Annotated in this window: 21 protein-coding genes and 2 pseudogenes; 6 read left to right on the forward strand and 17 right to left on the reverse strand. The window is 61.2% G+C overall.

Annotated features, from left to right (window positions below; genetic code table 11):
• The first annotated feature begins 3 nt into the window (after positions 1-3).
• Together ACYVOC_RS07780 and ACYVOC_RS07785 are read left to right on the forward strand one after the other, a co-directional pair.
• Positions 4-1,230, forward strand: coding sequence for an ABC transporter permease (locus ACYVOC_RS07780; protein ID WP_461161393.1), 1,227 nt, complete (start codon positions 4-6; stop codon positions 1,228-1,230).
• A gap of 8 nt (positions 1,231-1,238) precedes the next feature.
• Positions 1,239-2,009, forward strand: a complete 771-nt coding sequence (locus ACYVOC_RS07785) for an ABC transporter ATP-binding protein (RefSeq protein WP_461161394.1) — start codon at positions 1,239-1,241, stop codon at positions 2,007-2,009.
• 87 nt (positions 2,010-2,096) lie between these two features.
• Here the strand turns inward: ACYVOC_RS07785 and mgtA are convergent, their stop codons facing one another.
• The 3 genes and pseudogenes from mgtA to ACYVOC_RS07800 form a co-directional block, all read right to left on the reverse strand.
• Positions 2,097-4,832 carry a magnesium-translocating P-type ATPase gene (gene mgtA / locus ACYVOC_RS07790; protein ID WP_461161395.1) on the reverse strand — a complete coding sequence of 912 codons (2,736 nt, stop codon included), beginning with the start codon at positions 4,830-4,832 and terminating at the stop codon, positions 2,097-2,099.
• Positions 4,833-5,168: 336 nt separating this feature from the next.
• Positions 5,169-5,429 (reverse strand): annotated as a pseudogene (locus ACYVOC_RS07795) (cytochrome D1 domain-containing protein); the annotation flags it as partial.
• Positions 5,430-5,796: 367 nt separating this feature from the next.
• Positions 5,797-6,597 (reverse strand): IclR family transcriptional regulator domain-containing protein, encoded by an 801-nt coding sequence (locus tag ACYVOC_RS07800; RefSeq protein ID WP_461161396.1) that lies wholly within the window; start codon positions 6,595-6,597, stop codon positions 5,797-5,799.
• Positions 6,598-6,688: 91 nt separating this feature from the next.
• On the opposite strand from ACYVOC_RS07800, the gene ACYVOC_RS07805 reads away from it, so the two are divergent.
• The 3 genes from ACYVOC_RS07805 to pcaF are packed head-to-tail and all read left to right on the forward strand — an operon-like array spanning position 6,689 to position 9,336.
• Positions 6,689-7,438, forward strand: coding sequence for a 3-oxoacid CoA-transferase subunit A (locus tag ACYVOC_RS07805; protein ID WP_461161397.1), 750 nt, complete (start codon positions 6,689-6,691; stop codon positions 7,436-7,438).
• Complete coding sequence (locus tag ACYVOC_RS07810; RefSeq protein WP_461161474.1) at positions 7,438-8,085, forward strand: 3-oxoacid CoA-transferase subunit B; 648 nt, start codon at positions 7,438-7,440, stop codon at positions 8,083-8,085. The genes ACYVOC_RS07805 and ACYVOC_RS07810 overlap by 1 nt, the downstream gene beginning before the upstream one ends.
• Before the next feature lie 42 nt (positions 8,086-8,127).
• Positions 8,128-9,336, forward strand: coding sequence for a 3-oxoadipyl-CoA thiolase (pcaF, locus tag ACYVOC_RS07815; RefSeq protein WP_461161398.1), 1,209 nt, complete (start codon positions 8,128-8,130; stop codon positions 9,334-9,336).
• Between the two features lie 93 nt (positions 9,337-9,429).
• Here the strand turns inward: pcaF and ACYVOC_RS07820 are convergent, their stop codons facing one another.
• The 9 genes from ACYVOC_RS07820 to ACYVOC_RS07860 all read right to left on the reverse strand — a co-directional run bounded on the left by ACYVOC_RS07820 (position 9,430) and on the right by ACYVOC_RS07860 (position 18,648).
• Positions 9,430-10,137, reverse strand: coding sequence for an ABC transporter ATP-binding protein (locus tag ACYVOC_RS07820; RefSeq protein ID WP_461161399.1), 708 nt, complete (start codon positions 10,135-10,137; stop codon positions 9,430-9,432).
• Complete coding sequence (locus tag ACYVOC_RS07825; protein ID WP_461161400.1) at positions 10,134-10,901, reverse strand: ABC transporter ATP-binding protein; 768 nt, start codon at positions 10,899-10,901, stop codon at positions 10,134-10,136. Before ACYVOC_RS07825 ends, ACYVOC_RS07820 begins: the two co-directional genes overlap by 4 nt.
• Complete coding sequence (locus ACYVOC_RS07830; RefSeq protein ID WP_461161401.1) at positions 10,885-11,850, reverse strand: branched-chain amino acid ABC transporter permease; 966 nt, start codon at positions 11,848-11,850, stop codon at positions 10,885-10,887. The genes ACYVOC_RS07825 and ACYVOC_RS07830 overlap by 17 nt, the downstream gene beginning before the upstream one ends.
• Positions 11,847-12,719, reverse strand: coding sequence for a branched-chain amino acid ABC transporter permease (locus ACYVOC_RS07835; protein WP_461161402.1), 873 nt, complete (start codon positions 12,717-12,719; stop codon positions 11,847-11,849). Before ACYVOC_RS07835 ends, ACYVOC_RS07830 begins: the two co-directional genes overlap by 4 nt.
• A gap of 38 nt (positions 12,720-12,757) precedes the next feature.
• Positions 12,758-13,918, reverse strand: coding sequence for an ABC transporter substrate-binding protein (locus ACYVOC_RS07840; protein ID WP_461161403.1), 1,161 nt, complete (start codon positions 13,916-13,918; stop codon positions 12,758-12,760).
• A gap of 74 nt (positions 13,919-13,992) precedes the next feature.
• Positions 13,993-14,757, reverse strand: coding sequence for an alpha/beta fold hydrolase (locus ACYVOC_RS07845; RefSeq protein WP_461161404.1), 765 nt, complete (start codon positions 14,755-14,757; stop codon positions 13,993-13,995).
• A gap of 78 nt (positions 14,758-14,835) precedes the next feature.
• Positions 14,836-15,756: a dihydrodipicolinate synthase family protein gene (locus ACYVOC_RS07850; protein WP_461161405.1), complete on the reverse strand. Its 921-nt coding sequence runs from the start codon at positions 15,754-15,756 to the stop codon at positions 14,836-14,838.
• A complete protein-coding gene (locus tag ACYVOC_RS07855; RefSeq protein ID WP_461161406.1) occupies positions 15,756-16,619 on the reverse strand; it encodes an alpha/beta fold hydrolase in 864 nt (287 codons plus the stop codon). Before ACYVOC_RS07855 ends, ACYVOC_RS07850 begins: the two co-directional genes overlap by 1 nt.
• A 127-nt stretch (positions 16,620-16,746) precedes the next feature.
• A complete protein-coding gene (locus ACYVOC_RS07860) occupies positions 16,747-18,648 on the reverse strand; it encodes a flavin-containing monooxygenase (protein ID WP_461161407.1) in 1,902 nt (633 codons plus the stop codon).
• A gap of 209 nt (positions 18,649-18,857) precedes the next feature.
• Between ACYVOC_RS07860 and ACYVOC_RS07865 the strand changes: the two are divergent.
• Positions 18,858-19,904: pseudogene (locus tag ACYVOC_RS07865) on the forward strand (IS3 family transposase); the annotation flags it as partial.
• 95 nt (positions 19,905-19,999) lie between these two features.
• On the opposite strand, the gene ACYVOC_RS07870 reads toward ACYVOC_RS07865, so the two are convergent.
• The 5 genes from ACYVOC_RS07870 to ahbB form a co-directional block, all read right to left on the reverse strand.
• The gene (locus ACYVOC_RS07870) at positions 20,000-21,553 is read right to left on the reverse strand and encodes a cytochrome D1 domain-containing protein (RefSeq protein ID WP_461161475.1); all 1,554 of its coding nucleotides are present in this window, start codon (positions 21,551-21,553) and stop codon (positions 20,000-20,002) included.
• Between the two features lie 61 nt (positions 21,554-21,614).
• Positions 21,615-22,874: a heme d1 biosynthesis radical SAM protein NirJ gene (gene nirJ / locus ACYVOC_RS07875; protein ID WP_461161408.1), complete on the reverse strand. Its 1,260-nt coding sequence runs from the start codon at positions 22,872-22,874 to the stop codon at positions 21,615-21,617.
• 3 nt (positions 22,875-22,877) lie between these two features.
• Entirely contained in the window at positions 22,878-23,441 is a 564-nt protein-coding gene (locus ACYVOC_RS07880) for an Lrp/AsnC family transcriptional regulator (RefSeq protein ID WP_461161409.1), read from the reverse strand.
• On the reverse strand, positions 23,431-23,901 hold the full coding sequence (locus ACYVOC_RS07885; protein WP_116005086.1) for an Lrp/AsnC family transcriptional regulator: 471 nt from the start codon (positions 23,899-23,901) through the stop codon (positions 23,431-23,433). Before ACYVOC_RS07885 ends, ACYVOC_RS07880 begins: the two co-directional genes overlap by 11 nt.
• The coding region (gene ahbB / locus ACYVOC_RS07890) for a siroheme decarboxylase subunit beta (RefSeq protein WP_461161410.1) at positions 23,885-24,366 on the reverse strand (482 nt) is incomplete at its 5' end. The genes ahbB and ACYVOC_RS07885, both read right to left, overlap by 17 nt.

Genomic DNA, 24,366 nt, shown 5'->3' on the forward strand with positions numbered 1-24,366 from the left:
CCCATGCTGCGCTGGCCCGGTTTCGAGCTCCGCGTAGCGCTGCGCTTTCTGCGCGAGGGCCGCATGCAGACGGTGCTGATCATTGTGGGCGTGGCCGCGGGTGTGGCGGTGATTGCCTATATCTCGGCGCTGATCAATGGCCTGCAGTCCAACACCCTGGCCAAGACGCTGGGCGCGCAGGCGCACATCACGCTCAAGGTCCCCGACGATCTGGTCTTGCCCGCTGCTTTGGCGCCAGCGGGGACCACGGTGCTCAGCGAAACCCAGCCGCGTGCCCAGCGCCTGCGCTCGGTCGCCAACTGGCAGGCGCTGGTACCGCTCCTTGAGAACCTGCCCAATGTGGCCGGGGTTTCGCCCATGGTTTCGGGCGCGGGGTTGGCGCTGCGTGGCGAAGCGGTGCAGGCCATTGCGCTCATGGGCGTAGACCTGGACCGCTATGACCGCGTCGTGGGCCTGCGCAGCAAGGTGGTGAGCGGCACGGCCCGGCTGGAGCCGGGCGAGTCCATCCTGGGCCGCGAGCTGGCGCAGGACTTGGGCGTGCGTGTGGGCGACCGGCTCACGGTGCAGACCGGTCAGCGCAGCGAGTCGCTGCGCGTCACCGCCTTGGTGGACCTGGGCGTGAAGGACTTGAACCGCCGCACCGTCATCGTGCCACTGCGCGCCGGGCAAAACCTGCTGGCGCTGCCCGGCGGCGCCACCAGCCTCGACCTGACGCTGGGCGACGTGTGGGTGGCGCAGGTGATGGCGCGCAATCTGCGCGCACAGTTCCCCTACAAGATCGAGAGCTGGCAGGAGAGCAATGCCCAGCTTGTCTCTGCGCTCAACGCCCAGTCCATCAGTACCAGCATCATCCGCGGCGTGGTGCTGGCCGTGGTGGTGTTGGGCATCGCTAGCGTGCTGGTGGTTTCCGTCGTGCAAAAGCGCCGTGAAATCGGCATCCTGCGTGCCATGGGCGCAACCCGCGGACAGGTCATGCGGGTGTTTCTGGTGCAGGGCGCCGTGGTGGGCGCAGTCGGCTCTCTGCTGGGGTTGCTGCTCGCCGTGGCGCTCATCTTCGTCTTCACCCGTTTTGTGCGTGGGTCCGACGGTTTGCCGCTGTTTTCCATTGGCCTGCCGCTTGGCACGGCGCTGCAGGTTGCAGTGATTGCCACCGTGTGCGGCGTGGTGGCCGCCATTGCCCCCGCACGCAGCGCCTCCCGGCTGGACCCGGCGCAGGCCATCCGTATCTGAGAGCCCGCATGGCCGCGCCGTCCAAAACCGATGCGCTGATTGCGCTCTCCGGCATCAAGAAGAGCTACAACATCGGCCGTCCGAGCGAAGCCGAGGTGCTGCACGGGCTGGACTTGCAGGTGGCTGTGGGTGAATTTATTGCGCTGATGGGCCCCTCGGGGTCGGGCAAGAGCACGCTGCTGAACATCCTGGGCCTGCTGGAGCCCGCCACCACAGGCGAGTACCACTTGCAGGGCAAAGCGGTGCAAAACCTGCAGGATGCAGAGTTGACCTTGTTGCGGCGGCATACGCTGGGCTTCGTGTTCCAGTTCCACCACCTGCTCCCGGCTTTCTCGGCACTGGAGAATGTGACGCTGCCTGCGCTGATGGGAGAGGGTCGGGTGAGCAAAGAGCAGCGTGAGCGTGCTCGCAGCCTGCTGGACGCCGTGGGCCTGGCCCATGCCATGGACAAGCGGCCTGGAGAACTCTCGGGCGGCATGCAGCAGCGCGTTGCGATTGCCCGTGCCCTGGTGCTCAATCCGCCGCTGGTGCTGGCCGACGAGCCCACCGGCAACCTCGATACCGCATCGTCGGCCGAGGTGTTTGCGCTGCTGCGCCGTATCCATGAAGAGCGCGGCACCACCTTCATCGTGGTCACGCACGACCCGCGTCTGGCGGCGCGCTGCGACCGGTTGGTGGAACTGGTGGACGGCAAGATCGCGCGCGACGAAGCCATTGCCGAGGGTGTGGAGCCTGTCCCCAGCGTTCCGCCTGCGTTGCACCCGTCAACGGCTGCTTGAATGGAAATCAAAAAAGTGAGCTAGCAGCGCTTGCTGCATAAGCGTTAGAGGCCATTTTTAATAAATATTTACTTTGCACATCGCTCCTCATTGCCAGCCAAAGCGGCGGATGTAAATGCGCTTGAGCGCCGTCGCCAGCACCGCATAGCCCAGCAAGATGGCGACCAGCCAACCAAAGAAAGGCAGCGGCAGCGCCTGCAGCTTGAAGTATTCGGCCAGCGGCCCCATGGGCAGAAAGACGCCCGCGGCCATCACCGCCAGCGTCATGCCCAGCAGCGGCCAGGCGGCGCGGCTCTGGATGAAGGGCAGTTTGGGTGTGCGGATCATGTGCACGATCAGCGTCTGTGTGAGCAACCCGACGACGAACCAGCCCGACTGGAACAGCGTTTGCTGCGCCTGCGTCTGGGCCTGGAACACCCACCACATCAGCGCGAAGGTGAGGATGTCGAACACCGAGCTGATCGGCCCGAAGAACACCATGAAGCGCCCCAGGTCCTGCGGGTTCCAGCGCAGCGGCTGGCGCACCAGCTCATCATCGACGTTGTCGAAGGGAATGGCAATCTGCGAGATGTCGTACAGCAGGTTCTGCACCAGCAACTGCAGCGGCAGCATGGGCAAAAAGGGCAGGAACGCACTGGCCACCAGCACCGAGAACACGTTGCCGAAGTTCGAGCTGGCCGTCATGCGGATGTACTTGAGCATGTTGCTGAAGGTCTTGCGCCCTTCCACCACGCCCTCGTTCAGCACCATCAGGCTTTTCTCCAGCAGGATGATGTCGGCCGCTTCCTTGGCGATGTCGACCGCGCTGTCCACGCTGATGCCGATGTCGGCGGCGCGCAGCGCGGGCGCGTCGTTGATGCCGTCGCCCATGAAGCCGACGATGTGGCCGTTGGCGCGCAGCGCGCGCACGATGCGCTCCTTGTGCAGCGGCGTGAGCTTGGCAAACAGGTGGTGCTGCTCCACCAGCAGGCGCAGGCCAGGTTCGTCCAGGTTTTCGATCTGCGCGCCCAGCACCACGCTATCGACGTTCAAACCCACATCGCGGCAGACCTTGGCGGCCACCCGATCGTTGTCGCCGGTCAGCACCTTCACGGCCACACCGTGTGCGGCCAGCGCCCGCAGGGCGGGGGCGGCCGATTCCTTGGGTGGATCGAGGAAGGCGATGTAGCCGGCCAGGATCAGGTCGGACTCGTCGGCAATGCTGTACACGCTCTTGTGCGGCGGCACCTCTTTCATCGCCACGGCCACCACGCGCAGGCCCTCGTGGTTGAGCGCACCGGTCACCTCCTGCACGCGCGCCAGCATGGCTGCGTCCAGTGGCTGCACCTGGCCGTCGGCGTCCTGGATATGGGTGCAGATGGCCAGCATCTCCTCGACGGCGCCCTTGCAGATCAGCTCATGGTGGTGCTCGCGCTCAGACACCACGACCGACATGCGCCGCCGCTCGAAGTCGAATGGAATCTCATCGACCTTGCGGTAGTCCTGTGCCAGGCGCAACTCGGTCTGCAGCTCCACATGGTCGAGCACGGCGCGGTCCAGCAGGTTCTTCAGCCCGGTCTGGTAGTGGCTGTTGAGGAAGGCGAACTTGAGCACTTCGTCGGACGGGGCGCCAAACACATTGGTGTGGCGTTCGAGCACGATCTTGTCCTGCGTCAGCGTGCCGGTCTTGTCGGTGCACAGCACATCCATGGCGCCAAAATTCTGGATCGCGTCGAGCCGCTTGACCACCACCTTCTTGCGTGACAGCAGCACGGCGCCCTTGGCCAGGGTCGAGGTGACGATCATCGGCAGCATCTCGGGTGTCAGGCCCACGGCCACCGAGAGCGCAAACAAAAAGGCCTCGGCCCAGTCGCCCTTGGTGTAACCGTTGATGAGAAAAACGATGGGCACCATGACCAACGCGAAACGGATCAGTATCCAGCTGACGCTGTTGACCCCCGCCTGGAAAGCCGTGGGCGCGCGGTCGGTGGCGGAGACGCGCGTGGCGATGGTGCCAAAGTAGGTGTTGTTGCCGGTGGCCAGCACCAACGCTGTTGCCGCCCCCGAGACGATATTGGTACCCATGAACACCAGGTTGGCGGCGTCCAGCACGCCGTCCTCGGGGGTGGCCGCAGCGGCTGCAGTGGCATGTTTCTCGACAGGCAGCGATTCGCCCGTCATGGCGGCCTGGCTGGCGAACAGGTCCTTGGATGCCAGTACACGGCAGTCGGCCGGAATCATGTCGCCGGCCGACAGCACGATCAGGTCGCCCGGTACCAGCTGGGTGATGGGTATCTCGTGCTGTGCGCTGGTGCTGCCTGCGCGGTCGTCGTCGCTGCGGCGCAGCACGGTGGCGGTGTTGCTGACCAGGGCCTTGAGCCGCTCGGCCGCGCGGTGCGAGCGACCCTCTTGCACAAAGCGCATCAGCGTGGACAGCATCACCATGCTGCCGATCACCACCGTGGCCTTCATGTCATCGGTGAGCCAGGAGATCAGGGCCAGCGCTGTCAGTAGCAGGTTGAACGGGTTCTGGTAGCAGTGCCACAGATGCAGCCAGGCGGGGAGGGGCTTTTCATGTTCGACCTCGTTGGGCCCCACGCGCGCGCGGATGGTGTCGGCTTCGTCCTGTGTGAGACCGGTGTCGCGGCTGCCCATGCGGGCCAACAGCGTGGCAGTGTCGTCCTCGCTGGCCTGGCGTAGCGAGGACGACAACCCGGGTGGCGCCGGCACGGCTTGGCCGTGCGTCTCCAGCGACTCGAGCATCAGGCGCCGCCGGAAATGCCGTAGCGCGCGACGACTGCGCAGGAAAAGTGCGAACTGGGCTTTGAAGAATTGCGGGGCCATCTTTATCCGTTGCGGAGCAGCAATCGTCGCGGCCGGGCGGGTTCTCGGCTTGCAGGCGTGGCGGCAAAAAGCATGAGCGCTTCAAGCAGAGTATCACCGTGGTGCAAGCAAATGCTGGAATGTTGAAAGCCATGCGCGGCCCCGCAAGCTGCCGACCGCCCGCGCACGAAACGTTATCGGTCAGAAGCTGGTGCGCGGGTCTTCACTGAACGACCGGTCACTGCCTGCGTGGGTCGTTTGAATTCCTGAATAGATAGCTGCTAACGCCTGATGGACGGGCCTCAGAGCCTGTTTTATCGAAATTTTGAGCGGCCGGGCGAAGCCCCGGCAAAATGCTCAGTGCGATGTGCCTTCCGAGCGGGTGATCTTGTTCCACACGTTGTATTTGCCCACAGGCTTGTTCATGGGCAGGCGCTTGACCTCTTTGAGCGTTTGCGCGTCGAACACGATGATCGCGCCGTCGCCCTCCCACACACTCACCAGGGCATAGCGGCCGTCCTTGGTGAATTCGGTGTGCGCCAGCGTGCGGCCGGGTTCGCGCAGGCTCGCAATGGGCGCCAAAGTTTTCTTGTCGATCAGCGTCAGCGTGTCTTTGGACTTGCGATCCACCAGCTGCATCGCCTCGCCGAACAGATCCGAATCAGACATGGCCAGACCGGTGCGCGCTTTGCGCGAGAGCAGATGTGCAAGAGACGCTTCGAGTTGCTGCTACGGCAGGCAGGAGGCCAGAACGACCAGCGGCTGGCGCAGATCAATCATGTGATCCAGGCGGGCTCGGGAAAAGTCTTCGGTGGCAGCGTCGGCGAACATCAAAATTTCCCAGAAACTGAAATCTATTGGAATTCAAAATGGGAGTTCTGAGTATCCGTGATCACCCAGAAAAGCTAGCATTCATGCGGGGAGCAGAGGTTTTGAAGGACTGACTACGTTCATTCCCCTGCCCGGCTGCGGGGAGCGGCTACATTCAAACGCCCGGCGCACCCATCATGCGGGAAATCGTACGCGCAGCGCGCAACAAGTGCGGTAGCAATGTCTCGCGCATGACGTCGGGAGTGGTGCGATTGGCCTGCCCGCTGATGTTGAGTGCGGCCACGGTCCGCCCAGTACGGTCTGCCAACGGCGCAGCAATGGAGATCAGCCCTTCTTCGAGCTCTTGGTTCACGAGACACCAGCCCTGCCGTCGCGCCTCATCGATACGCTGCAACAAGACATCCGTGTCGGTAGTAGTGTAGGCCGTCAGCCGCTCAAGAGGACGTGCTGCGAGGCGCTGTCTCAATACGTCTGTAGGGAGACCCGCCAAGAGGACTCGGCCCAAGGAGGTCATGGTTGCCGGCAGGCGCGAGCCCACACCCAAGCTGGTGCGCATGATTTTGTGCGTTGGCACACGCAGCACATAAACGACGTCGAGCTCATCCAACACAGCTGCAGAGGACGATTCCCGCACATCGGCCACCAAACCTTCCATCACCGGCTCTGCGAGGTTCCAGATGGGCAGCGAGGTCAGATAGGCAAATCCGAGGTCCAGGATCCGTGGACTCAAGCGGAAGTATTTGCCATCGGAGTGGACGTATCCCAAGGTATGCAAGGTGAGCAAGATGCGGCGTGCCCCAGCCCGAGTCAAACCGGTTCGGGTCGCCACCTCGGTCAAGGTCTGTTCGGGCGCTGCGGCACTGAACGAGCGTATTACTTCCAACCCTCGTGCGAACGACTGCACATAGCTGTCACTTGGTTTCGGATCCTGGGGTAGCGACGGTTGCGACAACATAAGGGGACGAGCTATACTTCTTTATACGAACACATGTTCTATATTAGAACATAGCTAAGGTACCTACACAAGCAAAGCGCGAAAGTTCTCGATGATAAAAAAGATTGTGGGGTCGGTGGCCGAGGCCCTGTCGGGGGTGAAAGATGGCGCCACTGTTCTGGTAGGGGGATTTGGCACTGCAGGCATCCCCTCCGAGTTGATCGACGGCCTGATTGCTCAAGGCGCGCGCGACCTGACCCTGGTGAACAACAACGCTGGCAACGCAGACCATGGGCTCGCTGCGCTGCTGAATACGGGGCGGGTGCGCAAGATCATTTGCAGCTTTCCACGACAGCCTGACAGCTATGTATTTGATCGGCTCTACCGTAGCGGGCAGATCGAGTTGGAACTGGTGCCCCAGGGAAATCTCGCGGAACGCCTGCGAGCCGCAGGCGCGGGTCTGGGAGCGTTCTACTGCCCCACAGGTTATGGCACGGAACTGGCCCGCGGCAAGGAAGCCCGAGTAATCGATGGCCGGCAGTACGTGCTGGAGTACCCCATCCGGGGAGACGTGGCTCTGGTCAAAGCCGAGCGGGGTGACCGCTGGGGGAACCTCACCTATCGAATGTCGGCCCGCAATTTCGGCCCGGTGATGGCCACTGCAGCGAAAGTTACCGTTGCCTCTGTTCATGAAGTCGTGGAGTTGGGGACACTGGACCCCGAGTCCATCGTTACACCGGGAATTTTCGTGAGTCACGTTGTGAAGGTGGCACGCACGGCAACTCAGGCTGTTGGCGTTAAACAGCCTGTAGCGGGACACGCGTTGCGTGACTACGTACCTCAAGTCAAGGACCCAGTGTGATCCACTACAAAAGACGAACCAAGGATGAATTGGCCCGCCGCGTGGCCCAAGACATCCACGATGGCGCCTACGTGAATCTCGGCATCGGGCAACCCACGCTCATCGCCAACCACATTCCTCCAGATCGCGAAATCATTCTGCACAGCGAGAATGGGATCCTTGGCATGGGCCCACCACCACCAACTGGGCATGAGGACTACGACCTCATCAATGCGGGCAAACAACCCGTCACCCTGCAGCCAGGCGGCGCCTTCTTCCATCAGGCCGACAGCTTTTCCATGATGCGCGGTGGCCACCTGGATATTTGTGTATTGGGAGCATTTCAAGTGTCCGCCACGGGAGATTTGGCGAACTGGAGCACCGGCGAACCAGGCTCAATACCAGCCGTCGGTGGCGCCATGGATTTGGCGGTTGGCGCCAAGCAGACCTGGGTCATGATGGATCTGATGACCAAGAAGGGGGACTGCAAAATCGTTGCCCAATGCAACTACCCCCTCACCGGCATCGGTTGCGTTTCTAGGGTCTATACCGATTTGTGCACGCTGGAGTGCTCGCCCGCGGGTTTGCTCCTCCTCGACACAGTGCCCGGTCTGAGCCTAGTTGAACTCGAAGCCATGATTGGACTTCCAGTAGCAGCTTGCGTCTGACAGCACTCACACTTTCTCCAGAACCATGAATGCAAGCACCGTATGACCACTCCTCAAGCCTTCATCTGTGACGCTATTCGTACACCCTTTGGTCGGTATGGTGGCGCGTTGTCCAGTGTTCGTACCGACGATTTGGCGGCTATCCCCATCGTGGCATTGATGGAACGCAATCCAGGAGTTGACTGGGCAGCAATGACCGATGTGCTCTTCGGCTGCGCCAACCAGGCCGGGGAAGACAACCGCAACGTGGCGCGCATGGCGAGCCTATTGGCAGGCTTGCCGGTCGATGTACCCGGTGCGACCATCAATCGCCTCTGCGGATCGGGGTTGGATGCGGTGGGAACTTCCGCGCGCGCCATCAAGGCTGGGGAAGCGGGCCTCATGATTGCGGGCGGCGTGGAAAGCATGAGCCGCGCGCCGTTTGTCATGCCCAAGTCCGAGACCGCGTTCGGACGTGCAAGTGCTGTGCATGACACCACCATCGGATGGCGCTTTGTGAACAAACTCATGAAGGAAAAGTACGGTGTCAATTCCATGCCGGAAACGGCAGAAAACGTGGCGCAGGAGTTTGGTATCGAACGAGAGGCGCAGGACCGCATGGCGTTGGCCAGTCAACAAAACGCGCTGGCAGCCATTCAGGCCGGACATTTGGCGCGCGAGATCGTCCCTGTCCGCATTCCACAAAAAAAGGGGGGGCACGCAGTCGTTGATCAGGACGAACACCCTCGCGAGACCAACCTTGAAGCGTTGTCGAGACTCAAAGGTGTAGTGCGTCCCGATGGCACAGTGACTGCGGGGAACGCCTCGGGGGTCAACGATGGGGCCTGTGCCGTGTTGTTGGCAGATGAAGCCAACGCGTCAAAGTTCGGATTGCAAGCTCGCGCCCGTGTGGTGGGCATGGCGGTGGCCGGCGTGGCGCCACGAATCATGGGCATTGGCCCTGCTCCTGCTACCCTCAAAGTGCTCGCTCAAACGGGTTTGTCTCTCGACCAGATGGATGTCATCGAGCTGAACGAAGCCTTCGCCGCGCAAGGTCTGGCAGTGCTGCGCATGCTCGGCTTGAAGGACGACGATGCGCGCGTCAATTCCTGGGGAGGTGCCATCGCACTCGGTCACCCACTGGGCGCGAGCGGTGCACGTTTGGTCACGACAGCCGTCAACCGTTTGCATGCACATGCGGGTCGCTACGCGCTTTGCACAATGTGCATTGGCGTAGGCCAAGGTATTGCCATGGTGCTGGAGAAAGTCTAAGCGCGTGCTGCGGTGGTCTCCTGTGGCCATCGCAGTCATCCGTACTTTCGTCGGCGGTCGAATCGAATGATTCGACCGCTCAAGCACCCATGATCATAGGCCCAGATAAGCCTGTTGCACCTGCGGGTTCCGTCGCACGTCGTGGCTGTTGCCATCCAGCACCATCTGCCCGGATTCGATCACATAGGCGCGATCGGCCACCCGTAGAGCCAAGTGCGCGTTCTGCTCAACAAGCAGCACCGTGGTGCCTTCTCGCCGAACCTGTTCAATGGTGCGGAAAACATCTTCCACAATCACTGGCGCGAGCCCCATGCTGGGCTCATCCAACAGCAGCAGTTTGGGACGTGCCATCATTGCACGCGCAAAGGCCAGCATCTGCTGTTGACCTCCAGACAGCGTACCAGCCGCCAACTCCTGCTTGTCGCGCAGGATCGGAAACAGCTGAAACATGCGCTCGATGTCATCCTGCAGGGCATCCTGTGCGCGCACATACGCGCCCATCACCAAGTTGTCCTTGACACTGAGCGGGCCGAAAACCTGGCGTCCCTCGGGCACCTGGGCAATACCTATTTGCACCCGCGTACGTGGAGAGGCACGGGAGATGTTCTGCCCCGCAAACACCACTTCTCCGCCGGACAGCGGATGAATGCCCGACAACGCACGCAGCAGAGTCGTCTTTCCAGCCCCATTCGCGCCAATCAGCGCAACGATTTCTCCCTCTTGTACATTCATGGAGAGGCCGCGCAGCACCTCAATGCGCCCGTAGGCGGCGCGCAAGTTGCTCACTTCAAGGAAAGTCATGCTTCCTCCAGTGCATCGGAGCCAAGATATGCCGCCAGCACCTGCGGATTTGCGCGCACTTCCGCCGGCTTTCCCTGCGTCAGCACCTGCCCATAATTGAGCACCACAATGTGTTCCGAAAGCTCCATCACCAACTTCATGTCGTGCTCAACGAGAACCACTGTGATGCCGCTAGCGGCAACTTTTTGAATCAACGTCTTTAGTTCCTGCGTTTCGGCCCCGTTCAAGCCTGCAGCAGGCTCATCCATGATCAACAAACGCGGCTGGCAACCCAGCGCGCGTGCAATGTCCAGCCGCTTGACCTGACCGTAAGACAGCGACGAAGCGGGTGCCTGTGCGAACGCCCCAAGTCCCACAAATTCAAGCAGTTCCAGACTGCGCTGGCGCAAAGCGACTTCACTTCGCCGGAAGGGCGCATATCTCAGCAACGCTCCCAGCAGTGACCGGTGGGCGGAGATATGGCAACCAATCTGCACCGTTTGGAGAGCGGTCGCGCCTTCTAGCAATTGCGGGTTCTGGAATGTCCTGGCAATGCCTTTTTCGGCCAAACGGTGTGGTGGCAAGCCAATCAGCTCAGCGCCATCCCAAGTGATGGACCCGCGCGAGGGCACGTAGAGGCCACTGACCACGTTAAACAACGTGGTCTTGCCCGCGCCGTTCGGCCCGATGATGGCTGCGATCGATCCGGCTTCAATAGTGAAACTGACATCGCTTAGAGCCTTGACCCCACCGAACTTCATCTCCACATCACTGACGCGCAGCATGGGCCGTCCTCCTACGGAATTTTTCAACAATCGTCGGGACAATACCGCGGGGCAAGAACATCATCACAAGCACGAGCACCAAGCCAAAGATCAGCATCTCATAGTCGTGAAACTGCGAAAGCAGATGTGGCATGGAGATGAGAATGGCAGCTGCGACGATAGCTCCAAATATCGACCCCATACCGCCGAGCAACACTACGATCAAAATTTCAAACGAGTAGAGAAGATCTGCCTCACCAGGCGTGATGAATTCCATATAGTGAGCAAACAGGCTGCCTGCCAAGCTCGCATACACCGCCGAGATCACGAAAATCAGCAACTTGTAGCGCGCCACATCAATGCCCGACACCTGTGCTGTGACTTCCGAGCCTTTCATGGCTATCAATGCTCGGCCAATTGGCGAATTCACCAGATTCAAGGACAACCAGGTGGCAATCAGCAGCACCGCACAGATCACGGCATACCAAGTCTGCTCGCCCTTGACAACGTAGCCCGCCACCGATAGCGGCATTACAGAGATCCCATCTGGTCCTCCGAACCAGTCGACTTGCTGATTCAAAACGATATAGATCATCGATCCCATTGCCAGCGTCGCCATCGCGAGCAAGTGGCCGCTCAAGCGGAGAATGGAACGTCCGATGATCCACGCGATGAACCCCGCCACCGATGCCGCAGCGAATATCGCCACCACAGCGGGCAATCCCGCTTTACCTGTTAGCAGCGCCGAGCCATAGGCACCGACAGCAAAGAAGCCTGCATGACCCAGGCTAATCTGCCCTGCGAACCCCAACAACAGGCTCAAGCCCAAGCACAACAGTGCCTTAATCCCGACGCTGTTGGAGACATTGAAAAATAGTTGGTTGCCGGAAAAAACGACCGGCAGCACCAGCATGACGAGGGCCAAGACAAGAAGTCCAAGCCTCTCTGGGCGAAAGAGTGGAGATGTCATACGCGGTTCAGTTGTCGTTTACCAAAAATCCCATTGGGTGCCAGCAGCATCACCAAGAGAATCACCATCAAGGCGATCAAATCCTTGTAGCTTGACGACAGATAGCCCGCTGCCATCACCTCGGTAAGGCCCAGAAGCAGTCCCCCAACCACAGCGCCCAGGCCGTTGCCCATGCCACCAATAATGGCCGCTGAAAAGCCCTTGATGGCCAGGCCAAGTCCAGAATCGTAGGACGCCAGCGTCAACGGCGTGACAAGGATGCCGGCCAGTGCTCCGAGACAAGCAGACAGCGCAAAGCTCAGACGCAGTACCGTACGTATGCTGATTCCAAACAATAGCGCCGCCGTGGGGTTCGCTGAGGCCGCCAGGATCGCCTTGCCATGACGACTGCGGCGGAAAAACGTATCCACAACGAACACTGCGATGATCATCAATCCGACAACCCACAGGGTTTGCGGGACGATGGTAGTGCCCGCAATGTTGATCAACTCACCGCTGCCAATAGGAGGCAGAGAATGCGTCTCTTTGTCCCAGATCAGGATGGCGATCCCCCGAAAGATGATGCCCATGCCGATCGTGAGCAACATGAGCGACAACATGGATTCGCGATGGCGCGGCTCGATGACCAAGCGAGACATCAACACGCCCACCACTGTCGTTCCGAACACCGCGAGGAACATGGCCACAGGCAGTGGTAAGCCAAACCCATAGAGCGACACGGCCCCCATTCCACCGAGCATCACAAACTCACCCTGTGCGAGATTGACCACATGGCTGGCGTTGTAAATCAACGCATAGCCCAATCCCACGAGTGCGTAGATCGATCCCATAGCGATTCCGGAAATCGCCAACTGCAGAAGCCCGTCCATACTAAGACCTTTCAGCGGTGTCGCTCTGTACTAGCCCGTCAGGGTTTGTCGTTTTCCGGAACGAATTTCTTGCCGCTCACCCGCATCGTGTACACCGACTCGATACCGAGGCCGGCGTGATCCGTCGGCGAATAGGTGTAGGTGCCGTTGATCAAGACCAGGTCTTTGGTGGCCTCCAGCGCGTCACGCAACTTCTTGCGATCCTTAGATCCACCTGCGCGACGGATGCCGTCGACAGCGATCATCAACGCGTCGAAACCTGTACCTGCAAACGCGGAGGTTTCGATCTTGTATTCCTTCTCGTACTCACGAACCAGCGTTTCAACCAATTCACGACGCTTGTCGGTGGCCGGCAGCTGCGACGCGATAGGCATTGCGATCGTGGACATCACAGCGCCCTCGGCTCCCGGACCTGCCAATTCAATGAAGCGGTCGGTGGCGTTGCCGGTTGCCACGTACAGTGGCTTGTTGATCTGCAATTGATGATGATTGCGCGCAGCGATCGCAACCCCGGCGCCGATGCCAAAGATGTAGACGGCTTCTGCACCCTTGTTGCGGATGGTGTTCAGCTGAGGCGACATGTCCTTATCGGCGTCTGCGTACTGCTCATCCGCGACCAGCGTCATTCCCATCTTCTTGACGAGTTCACGCACCGATTGCTGCCCCGACGCACCAAAGGAAGAAGTGGAAGACAACAGTCCCACCTTGGTGATTCCGCGGTTCTTCATATGAACAAACGTCTTTTCCGCTGTAAGTGACTCGCTGGCCGCCACCTTGAACACCCAGGGGCGCACTGGCTCTGTGAGGCGGCTCGTCGAACCCATAGCGACAAACGGGATTTGAGCTGCTTCTGCAATGGGTGCGGCTGCCAAAGCATGGCCGGAGACACCGCCTCCGATCACAATATCCACCTTGTCGTTTTCGATCAGCCGCTTCATATAGCTTACGGCCAAAGCGGACTTGGACTGATCGTCGTACTCGATGAGTTCAATTTTCTTTCCTGCCACACCACCCTGCTCGTTGAGCAAGCGCACGAACAGGCGGACAGCCTTGAGCTCCGGGTCACCAACCGCTGCCGCCGGTCCGGTGGCAGGATTGAAAGTCCCAATGCGAATGGCGTCGTCCTTGGCAGAGACGGCGAGCGAGGTGCCCAGCGCCGCGCAGGCAAAAAGGGAAAGAAGTGCTGATTTCAGTTTCATAGCTGTCTCCGGTTTCTTAGGGTGAGGACGAAGGCGAAAAATTGATCGACGGTGGCACGATGCTGTGCATCTGCTCACATCGTTCGGGTCAAGTGCTCCTGTAGCAGCTGATTGAAGATTTCGGGCTGCTCCATGTTGCAGAGGTGGGACGCATTGGGAATTTCGGCATAGACCGCGCCGTCGATGGCAACGGCCAATTGCCGTCCAGATGTCGGGGGAGTTGCAATGTCCATCGCGCCTGAAATCACCAAGGTTGGCGCCTTGATCTTTCCCGCGTAGGCCTGACCATCGAAGCCACTCAGCGCCATGCAGGCGTCGGCGTATCCGCGCGGATGCAAGCTGCGCATGGCTGCCATCTTTGCTTCCACTGCATCCGAATTTTTGCTGCGGAACTCTTCCGTGAACCACCGTGGCGCAGAGACCTCAGAAATCCATGGCATGCCTTCTGCCAGGACGCGGTTCGCGCGTTCTTGCAACAGTACCGGTGTCATGATGGTGAGTCCCGTCGCGGCAAGCACGAGTGATTTCACCCGCTCCGGATGACGGGCAGCCAGGCATTGGCCTATCACGCCCCCGATCGACAAGCCGCAGAAGGCGAAGTCTTGAACGCCGAGCCGATCCGCCACCGCTACGATGTCATCAGCCAACATCTCGATGGAAGGACGATCCTCGCTGATCGGCGTGCGACCGTGTCCGCGCATATCCACGGTCACGGTATTCCATGTCTCAGAAAGAACTTCAACCTGCGGTGCCCACATGCGGCTGTCGGCTCCTAGGGATGAGCCGAAGATCAATGTTGAACGTTGGGCTCGGAACTTGGCTTCAAAGTAGATGTGCATGGTGGATCTAACAGGTTGCGTATTGATTCATCGGCGCGCGGAGTGCGGCTTGCCTCAGCTTCGTGGCGTCTGGGGGATTCAGAGGTAGCGCGACATCAATCTGCGCAGCGCTTCGAGCCGCTCTGGCTGAGTTCGCAGCGAGAGGGACGGGCCCCGTGGGTATCCAGCGTCAACGCCAGTGACGTACAGCATTGCTTTGACCTGGGCGTGCCATGGCTGCCCCGGCTCCATCATTTCGAGAACCTCTCGTTTGAACCGGCTCAACCGCTGGACGGTCACTCTTGCCGCTGGCACATCGCCTGCCCACACCTGTTCGAAGGCTTCTGCCATGGAGCGTCCCAATGGCATAGCACTTCCGATCTGCCCGCAACCCAAGTTCTCCTGGACCATGACGTCGAACGACTCAGGATCGAGCACATCGGAAAACGCCAAGCGGTCTTTCCCCAGCGCGCGCATCGTGGCCAGTCTTGCAGTCAGCGAGGGTGTGTTGTCCTTGACCCCTACGACCCCTTCAATCGACATGAGCTCGTGTATGAGTTCTGTCGGCAGGTCGTATCCTGTGACACCGGGAACGTTGTAGATCAACAGGGGCAGCTCTGCCCGGTCGGCTATTTCACTGTAGAACCGATGAATCTCTGCGTGCGTCAGCCTTCTGGACGGCGGAATCGTCAACAACAGTCCATCCGCACCGGCCACTTTTGCATGTTGCGCAAGTTCGATCGATTCGTGCGGCAGGATGCTCGATATACCCACCAGCAGTGGCAGGGTTGAAGGCACGACCTCCCGCGCCGCTTCGAGCACACTTTTGCGTTCAGCCAGCGTTTGTGCAAACCACTCACCCGTTGTGCCGTTCACCACAATGCCATGCGGCTCCTCACCGAGGAACCAGGCGAGGGTCTTCTTGAGTGCGTCTATATCGAGGTCGCCGGACGCGGTGAAAGGCGTTGGAGACGCGGCGAAGTATCCACGCCACCGTGGTAGTTGATCAGATCGCTTCATTACCTTGCTTCGCTGCTATGACCGGAGTCGACGCTTTCGAAGAAACGTTGGAGCACCGCGGCGGTCTGTGCCGGCTTGGAAATGTTCGGAGAATGTCCGCTTTCCAGGTACTCATAACGCACATCGGCGATGTGCTCGCCCAGTTTTTTCTCCCAGCCGGCTTCGAGCATGCGGTCCTGGGTACCCGCAATCAGCAGTGTCGGGACACGGCTACCCTTGAGCGATTCAGGGAAATCCCACACGACGGGGCCGGATGATTCAGGCAAAGAAGGATTGCGCAGTTTTCCGGCCGCCATGGATTCCCATTGCCCAGGGCGCATGCTGCTTTCATACCGAGCGCGAGAGTGCTCCTCATCCTGGGTACCCTCCCCCAGAATCCACGTGTCTAGCACCCGCGCAGCCTCCAAACTGGGGATGTACTCAAATGCGCCCTTCATGCCTTCTGGGGTGCGGTATGGGCCGCCCGTACCCGCAATGCTGGTCGCCGATCGCATGCGCCATGCGGTATCGGGGCGAAGCGAGAGACGCAGCGTGACGCCCCCGCCAAACGAGTTCCCCACCACGTGCACGGCCTGCATGGACAACACATCCATGAACGCGGACAAATGGCGCAAACGGGGTTCGTAGGGGTTCTCTCCAAAGAATACCGCCTTGTCGGTCCCTCCGAATCCCAGCATCTCGGGCAGCACCAAGTGGTAGTCCTTTGCGAGAAACTCGGTCATCTTTCCGAAGGTGTTCAAGGCGTCCGCACCGAACCCGCCTTCGTGAATCAACATGACTGTTGTTTTGCCCCGTGTGCCACCTTCGAAATAGCGCGTGCGCACGGGTCCGATCTTCAAGTAGTGTTCTTGCAGTGATGTCATGGTGTGATCTCTAGGGATGTTGTTGTGGGAAACGTCGCACAGCGATTACGCGCCGATTACGGAGGCAGTAGCCAGCCATGAAGAGTGAACGGCGTCTAGCGCCGATTGATCGCGATGCAGTGGCGACTCAAAGTGGCTGTGTCGCGAAGGCGCTCGGATCCACTGATCGCGTTGCCTGCCAATATGTCAGCAGCGGATAGGGCCAGCTCGCCACTACCGTTCCGTTGCTATTGCGGTACCAGCTCTGGATCTTTGCGGCGCCCCAGGCCATCGCCCGATTCCCATCGTCAACCCATTGGATGAACGCTGAATAGGCTTGGTCCGTCGGCTCCACCGTCTGCAATTGGTGTTTCAATAGGTGGTGGATAGTCTGGCTGACGTAGTGAATGCCGCACTCGGACATGAAGGTCTGACTACCAATGGCCACCAGTCCAGTGTTTGGCCCTGCGAGACAGAAGAAGTTGGGAAAGCCTGGAATACCTATTCCCAGGTATGCACGCGCTTCGTCACCCCACTTTTCGCGCAGATTGGTTCCATTCTTTCCGATGACCTCAAACGTACCTAGGTAGTTGCTGACATCAAACCCAGTCGCGCAGATGATCAGGTCGCTCTGGTGCACGTCTCCGTTGCTGGTAACGATGCCGTTCTTCACAAAATGCGTGATCGGATCTGTCACCAGCTTTACATTGGGAGACTTCAGCGTGGTGGCCCAGACACCGTTGTCGCGGAGCATACGTTTCGCACCCACGGGGTATTTGGGAATCACCGATTCCACCAAGTCCGCTCGATCGGTATATTGGGCCCTGATTCTTGTTTCGAGGTCCTGCCGAAACCTTTGATTGGGCTCGGATACCGACCCTTCGTCCTCCCATGCAGGATCGGCCTTGGTCAGCGCATACTTGCCGATGGTCGAATGCCAGAACTCCCACAGGCGCAGCCATCGGTGAAAGTTCGGCAGCTTCTCTATCAGTGTTCTTTCCTCCTGCGGCACCTCGTGGTGGTATTTAGGAGTGGGCAGCATCCAGGGCGCAGACCGCTGGAACACATTGAGCTGGGCGACGTCTTTTGCGATGGCAGGGGCAATTTGGTACGCGCTTGCGCCTGTTCCGATGATGCTTACGCGCTTGCCGCGCAAATCGATGTCGTGCTGCCAGCGTGCCGAGTGAATTACTTTTCCGTCAAATTGATCTGCGCCCTCAAAGTGCGGAATCTTGGGTTGGTGTAATACACCAACAGCACTCACCACAGCGTCGAACGTCTGCTGGCGCTGCTCGCCTGTTCGCGTATCTTTGATGGTAAGCACCCAGCGCGCGCTGTCCGGGGAATAAACGGCACTCACCACTTCGCTATGGAAAGCCACGCAGCCCTGAAGACCGCTGTCCTGCGCGAACTCCTGGTAATAGCGCAGCAGATCTTCTTGCTTGGTGAAGAAATGCTTCCAGTCTTTGCGCTGTGCGAAAGAATAGCTGTACGACAGGCGGCCTGTGTCCAGTCGGCACCCGGGATACGTGTTGAGATACCACGTGCCACCCACATCACTGTTGATATCTAACACAGTGAAGCTCACACCCGCTCGTGCTAGTTCATATGCCATGCCCAGACCGGATGGCCCAGCACCGATGATGGCCACCTGGAATTCACGCTCAGGAGCAATTTCCTTTTTGCTCCAGCCTGGCATGCCTCCCGCCACTTTCCCGCCCAGCTCTTCGCGGAGCAAGGCTGCATGCTCGGTATCGCCCGCAGTCATGAATGCAATCAGGTCGTCGACAGGAATCACCTTCGCGGGCGCTGGCTGACCTTGCTCCATCCATCGCGCCAGCGAATCAACTATCCGTTCGCGGGCGCGTTTGGCCACGTCGGCATCCACTCCGCCGTCAGCGGGCACAACGATCATTTCGGCTTGCAGCTTGGGGCGAAAGCTCTCTTCCAGCAGGGCTCTATCGCCGGTCGCTTCTGCCAAGGCGCACAGCAAGGGGGCCAGTTCTGCAGACGCGGCGCATTTCGCCAATTCTTCAACACTCAACTGCATAGCCAGTTGTCTCCATTTGTAATAAAGTTCTTATGTAGAACTAATGTTTGTTTATAGAACTATAGCAGATTTATCGTTAGCGTCAACACTGACTCCCCAGAAATTGGACAAGCTTCATGTGGTTTCATGAAGAAGTACCAAACTGACCTTGCCTCCTGAAAAAAGTGGAGTTATTCGCTTTGTTAAAAATACCGACAAGGAGTCAAGAGATGACAGCAAAGCAGGTGCGTGCGCAGTACACGCAGGAATTCAAACTGGAGGCGGTGCGTCAGGTGCGCGCGGGCCAGGCGATTGCGGTGGTGGCCAAGGTATTGGGGATACCGAAGGCCAGCCTGTGTAACTGGGTACGCCAGGCGGCCAAGGGATATTGAGCAGTGCCGGTGGCGATGACAAGGAGGCGAAGATCTCGCCCGAGCAGATGGAGATAGCGCGCTTGCGCGCTGAGGTGGCTCGGCTTCGCATGGAGCGTGACATCGCAAAAAAAGCCGCGGCGTACTTCGCGCAGGACACGCTGCGAGGTACGCCTGGATTCACCAAATGAGGCGCCAGTACCCGGTAAGTGTTTCGTGTGGCGTGCTGGAGGTCAGCGCCAGCGGCTACTTCAACTGGCTGCGCTGCCCCAGGACATGGTTGGCAGGCCTGGCGTTCGCCACAGCGACGAGGTTGTGCTGGTCCACATCTGTGTCATCCACGCCCAGGTCAAGGGCGAATACGGCTGGCCGCGCATGCGCAAGGAACTGCTGGCCCGTGGCATCCGGGTGGGCAAAGACAGGGTGCGTAAGCTCATGCAGCAGCACGGCATCCGGACCAGGACCAAGCGCAAGTTCATGGTGACCACCGACAGCAAGCACAGCTTGCCGGTGGCGCCGGATTTGGTGCAGCGGTGCTTCAACCCCGAGGTAACCAGCCAGCTGCAGTGTGGCGACATCACCTATATCGCCACCGACGCGAGCTGGCTTCACCTGGCTGCGGTTGTCGACCTGTTCAGTCGTCAGGTGGTGGGCTGGAGCCTGCAGTCGCACATGCAGGCCAGCCTGGTCAAGGATGCCTTGGCCATGGCATGGTGGCGGCGCCGGCCGCCAGAGGGATTGATATTCCACAGCGACTGCGGTAGCCATGAGATGCAGGATGCCTTGAAGGGCTGGGGCATGCGCTCATCGATGAGCCGCAAGGGCAATTGTTTGGACAATGCACCCACGAAAAACTTTTGGGGCCGACTGAAGACAGCAAGTGTGCACGGGCAGAAATTTGCCACCAGCGCTTAGGTCAGGCAGGCGGTGAACTCCCACGGCTTTTATACGATGCACTTCGTTGTTGAATTCGCGATCAAAATTCTGTGCAGACGGAGAGCTCAGTGCGACGTGCCTTCCGAGCGGGTGATCTTGTTCCACACGTTGTATTTGCCCACAGGCTTGTTCATGGGCAGGCGCTTGACCTCTTTGAGCGTTTGCGCGTCGAACACGATGATCGCGCCGTCGCCCTCCCACACACTCACCAGGGCATAGCGGCCGTCCTTGGTGAATTCGGTGTGCGCCAGCGTGCGGCCGGGTTCGCGCAGGCTCGCAATGGGCGCCAAAGTTTTCTTGTCGATCAGCGTCAGCGTGTCTTTGGACTTGGGATCCATCATCGAATCTGCCCAGGCATAGGGCGTGTTCTCGTGGCTGCGGATAAAGAAACCGGGACCGGGCGTGGGAATGGTCTTGACGGTTTTCCAGGTCTTCATGTCGATCACGTCGATGGCGCCGTCCTTCAGGTTGGGGCTGGCCAGCACGGTGGTGCCGTTCCACGCAAACGTGATGCCCGAGCCCAGGTGCGGCATGCCTGCAATCGGCAGCTCGGCGATCTTGCGGCGCACGTCCAGGTTGACGACCTGCGCCGTGGGCGCGCCCCCGGCCGCACCCGGCTTGGGGCGCGTGGAGCCGAGCACGTTTTTGTAGCTCTGGTCGAAGAAGAAGTCGTCCAGCGGCTCGTCCAGCGGTGTGCGGCGTACGTTCTGGTAGCCTGGTTTGGCGATGGCCTCGCCCATCTTGTAGTCGTGCACCAGACCGTCGTAAATCGGACCGGCCTTGGGGTCGTAGGAGATTTCCCAGACCTCGGGGATGTCCTTGAGCGCCAGCACAAAACTGTGGCGCGGCGCTGCGTCGTACACCGCCGAGACGCGCGAGGCGCTCTTGCCATCGAGCGTGGTGGCGTCGAAGCGCTTGACGAGCTGCAGGTCGGCGTCGAACAGTACGGCGGTGCGCGGCAGGTAGTTGGCCGCCATGACCCAGCGCCCGTCGCCGCTGACGGCCACATTGCGCATGTTCAGCCCGGCACGCACCTCGGCCACCACGGTGAGGTTCCACAGGTCGTACTTGGTGATCCAGCCGTCGCGCGAGCCAAAGAACACAAAGCGCCCGTCGGGCGTGAACTTGGGGCCGCCGTGCAGTGCATAGCGGCTGGCAAAGCGGTGGATGACCTCGAAGCGGTCGCCGTCGAGCACCGAGACATGGTGGTCGCCGCCCTCCACCACCAGAAAGATGTTCATCGGGTCGGCCTTCCAGGCCGGCCGGGCCGCAAGATCGCGCGCGCCTGCGGTCTCGGTGCGCGAGGCGCGAATGTCGTTGTCGCTCCAGGCCGGGGCCGGGGTCACGGGTTGGTACACCCAGGCGGCCAGGGCCGTCACTTCGGCTGCGGACAGGGTGTCGGCAAAGCCCGGCATCTGCGTGGCGGGGCGGCCTTGCTGGATCACGCGCAGGGCCTCGGGCTTGCGCAGACGCTCCAGGCTCTCAGGCAACAGCGCCGGGCCCATGCCACCGGTGCGCTGCGTGCCATGGCAGCTGGCGCAGTGCGTGCCGTAGAGTGCAGCGGCGTCCACGGGCGCGGTGGTGGCAGGCGCCTGGGCTTGGGCCATGTCCGCGCCCATCCACAGCAGCCCGGCGCCCAGGGCCATGCGGGCGGCGGTCGCTATCCAGTGGTGCAGGGCCTTACGCATTTTCAGCCTCCACACGGATGTCGATGGTGCGGCGGCGGTGGCCAAAGGGCGTGAGGGCCACGCGCTGTGCATCGCTGCCGGCCTCCAGCCCGATCTCGTCGTCGCGCAGATAGCAGCCTGGGTCCTCGGCCCAGGTGTCGCCGGTGAGCTGCTGGGCGCGCACGCGGGTGTTGCCGCCACAGATCTCGAAATAGTGGCACGACGCGCAGCGTCCGCCCACCGGGCGCGGCTTGGCCTTGAGGCCGGCCATCAGCGGCTCGGAGGTGTCGGACCAGATGGCCGAGAAGGGCCGCTGGCGCACATTGCCCAGGTCGTGGTGCCACCACATGGTGTCGGGGTGCACGCTGCCCAGGTTGTCGATGTTGGCCACGTTCACGCCGCTCGAATTGCCGCCCCAGGCGATGAGGCGTTCGCGCAGCGGCGCCTCCCACTGCGGCATGCGTTCGCGCACCCACTGAATCAGATAGGGGCCGTCGGCGTCGTTGTTGCCGGTCACGTAGTCTTCCTCGCGCCCCTCCTGCGCGGACTGCCAGGCGCGCTCGAACAGCAGGTCCAGCGCGTCGCGCGTGGCCTGGAACTGCGCGTCCTTGCCGCGATGGATGTTGCCGCGCCCGGCGTAGTTGAGGTGCGAGAAGTAGAACTTGTCCACGGCCTCGGCACGCATCAGGTCGAGCAGCGCCGGGAAGTCGTGCGCGTTCATGGCCGTCATGGTGAAGCGCAGGCCCACCTTCACGCCGCGCTGGTGCAGGGAGCGCACAGCAGCCAGGCTGCGGTCGAAAGCGCCGTCGAGGCGGCGGAAGAAGTCGTGCGTTTCGCGCAGTCCATCCAGGCTGATGCCCACGTAGTCGAAGCCCATGGCGGCGATGCGGTCGGCCATGGGTTCGTCGATCAGCGTGCCGTTGGTGGAGAGGCCCGTGTAGAACTTCATCGCCTTGGCGCGCTCGGCGATCTCGAAGATGTCGGGCCGCATCAAAGGCTCGCCGCCCGAGAGGATGAGCACCGGCACACGGTAGCCCTTGAGGTCGTCCATCACGCCAAACACCTCCTGCGTGGACAACTCGCCCTCGTAGTCGTGGTCGGCTGAGAGCGCGTAGCAGTGCTTGCAGGTCAGGTTGCAGCGGCGGATCAGGTTCCAAATAACGACCGGGCCGGGGGCACCGCCGCTGCCCCGGCGCACGTGCACGGCCTGCGGGTACTGGCCGGTTTTTTCGGCTTGCGCGAGCTCGCGCATGTATTGGCTGATGCGGAACATGGTTCAGCTTTCCTTGAGTCGCAATCCGGTTTTTTTCAGGATCACGGTGGAGTAAAGAATGTCGTGGCCCGTGCAGGCCGCGCCCAGGAGTGCGCGCACCTGCTCGGCCTGCTGTTCGACTTCGGCGCGCGTGCGGCCATGCAGCATGGCGAAAAGGTTGTACGGCCAGTAAATGCCCCCTGTCGGTGTGCTTTGCACACCGTCTCCCCCCGAGGGGGACTCGGCATCTTGGGAGCGGCCCGGCGATGCCTTGGGCAGGTGGCGCGGGCGGCGGTAGCAGTGGCTCACGCCGGGCAGCTGGCCGATGCGTTCGCCGAGCTGGTCCACCAGCGCGTCGTCCACGTCCCAGACGCTCATGCCGTTGGCCGTGAAGCCCAGGCGGTAGTGGTTGGGTACGGCGCCGATGCGGCGGATGAGTCCGCTCTCGATCATCTGCGCCAGGCGCTCGCGCACCTGCTGGCCCGAGACGCCGAGCTGTTGCCCCACGGCGTCGTAGGGGCGCGGCACCAGCGGCAGGCCGCCCTGGGTGGCGGCGATCAGCTGGCGGTCGAAATCGTCAAGCGCCATGCTGCACTCCGCTCGTGAGGGGGAGCTTGAGTTCGACGAAGAACTCGCGCTCCTTCGGGAAGTCCAGCACGGGGAGGCCCGTTTCGGCCTCGATGCGTTCAATGGCGGCGGCACACTGCGCCGGGGTTTCGGTGCCGAGCACGAACCACATGTTGAGCGCATGGTCGCGCCGGTAGTTGTGCGCGATCTCGGGGTGGGCGTTGACCTGGGCCGTGACGGCCTCGTAGCGCTCCTCGGGGACGGCCATGGCGGCGAGCACGAACAGGCCGCCCGCGCGCTCGATCTGGAACAGCGGGCCGAAGCGCGTGAGCATGCCGCTGTCCAGCAGGGCCGAGAGCCGACCGATCACGTAGTCCTCGGTCCAGCCGAACTCAAACGCCACATCGGCGAAGGGCCGCTCGGTCAGCGGCAGGTCGCCGTGCAGGCGCTCCAGCAGGCGGGCGTCATCCGGCGACAGCATCGAGCACCTCCGGTAGGGCGGCGTCCGGTGCCGTGGCGGTGGGCAGGGCGCGGAAGCGCCGGGGGCCGGTCTGCTTGAAGCGGCGGCAGGAGAACAGCACCTCGTGCGGATAGTGCGCCAGGCCTGCGTTGCCCATCGCGCGTGCGATCACCTCCAGCACCGCCGCACGGTCGCGGCCATGCACCATGCAGTACAGGTTGTAGGGCCAGCCCTCGGCGCGCTCGCGCCGGTAGGCCAGCGTCACGCCGGTTTCGCACGCCAGGGCCTCGCCGCACCGGTCCACTGCGGCGTCGGGAATATCGAACACCGTCATGGCGTTGGCGTCAAAGCCCAGTTCGTGGTGGCGCACGATGGCGCCGATGCGCCGCAGCGTGCCCTGGTCCAGCCATTGCTGCAGCGTCGCCAGCACCGAGGCGGGCGTTCGGCCCAGCGCCTGCGCCCAATCGTCGAAGGGGCGCGGCACCA

The sequence above is a fragment of the Simplicispira piscis genome (assembly GCF_054783455.1).

Coding starts and splice junctions, on each gene's coding strand:
- ACYVOC_RS07780 (WP_461161393.1), top strand. CDS start 4: ATGCTGCGCTGGCCCGGTTTCGAGCTCCGCGTAGCGCTGCGCTTTCTG.
- ACYVOC_RS07785 (WP_461161394.1), top strand. CDS start 1,239: ATGGCCGCGCCGTCCAAAACCGATGCGCTGATTGCGCTCTCCGGCATC.
- mgtA (WP_461161395.1), bottom strand. CDS start 4,832: ATGGCCCCGCAATTCTTCAAAGCCCAGTTCGCACTTTTCCTGCGCAGT.
- ACYVOC_RS07800 (WP_461161396.1), bottom strand. CDS start 6,597: ATGTTGTCGCAACCGTCGCTACCCCAGGATCCGAAACCAAGTGACAGC.
- ACYVOC_RS07805 (WP_461161397.1), top strand. CDS start 6,689: ATGATAAAAAAGATTGTGGGGTCGGTGGCCGAGGCCCTGTCGGGGGTG.
- pcaF (WP_461161398.1), top strand. CDS start 8,128: ATGACCACTCCTCAAGCCTTCATCTGTGACGCTATTCGTACACCCTTT.
- ACYVOC_RS07820 (WP_461161399.1), bottom strand. CDS start 10,137: ATGACTTTCCTTGAAGTGAGCAACTTGCGCGCCGCCTACGGGCGCATT.
- ACYVOC_RS07825 (WP_461161400.1), bottom strand. CDS start 10,901: ATGCTGCGCGTCAGTGATGTGGAGATGAAGTTCGGTGGGGTCAAGGCT.
- ACYVOC_RS07830 (WP_461161401.1), bottom strand. CDS start 11,850: ATGACATCTCCACTCTTTCGCCCAGAGAGGCTTGGACTTCTTGTCTTG.
- ACYVOC_RS07835 (WP_461161402.1), bottom strand. CDS start 12,719: ATGGACGGGCTTCTGCAGTTGGCGATTTCCGGAATCGCTATGGGATCG.
- ACYVOC_RS07840 (WP_461161403.1), bottom strand. CDS start 13,918: ATGAAACTGAAATCAGCACTTCTTTCCCTTTTTGCCTGCGCGGCGCTG.
- ACYVOC_RS07845 (WP_461161404.1), bottom strand. CDS start 14,757: ATGCACATCTACTTTGAAGCCAAGTTCCGAGCCCAACGTTCAACATTG.
- ACYVOC_RS07850 (WP_461161405.1), bottom strand. CDS start 15,756: ATGAAGCGATCTGATCAACTACCACGGTGGCGTGGATACTTCGCCGCG.
- ACYVOC_RS07855 (WP_461161406.1), bottom strand. CDS start 16,619: ATGACATCACTGCAAGAACACTACTTGAAGATCGGACCCGTGCGCACG.
- ACYVOC_RS07860 (WP_461161407.1), bottom strand. CDS start 18,648: ATGCAGTTGAGTGTTGAAGAATTGGCGAAATGCGCCGCGTCTGCAGAA.
- ACYVOC_RS07870 (WP_461161475.1), bottom strand. CDS start 21,553: ATGGGCGCGGACATGGCCCAAGCCCAGGCGCCTGCCACCACCGCGCCC.
- nirJ (WP_461161408.1), bottom strand. CDS start 22,874: ATGTTCCGCATCAGCCAATACATGCGCGAGCTCGCGCAAGCCGAAAAA.
- ACYVOC_RS07880 (WP_461161409.1), bottom strand. CDS start 23,441: ATGGCGCTTGACGATTTCGACCGCCAGCTGATCGCCGCCACCCAGGGC.
- ACYVOC_RS07885 (WP_116005086.1), bottom strand. CDS start 23,901: ATGCTGTCGCCGGATGACGCCCGCCTGCTGGAGCGCCTGCACGGCGAC.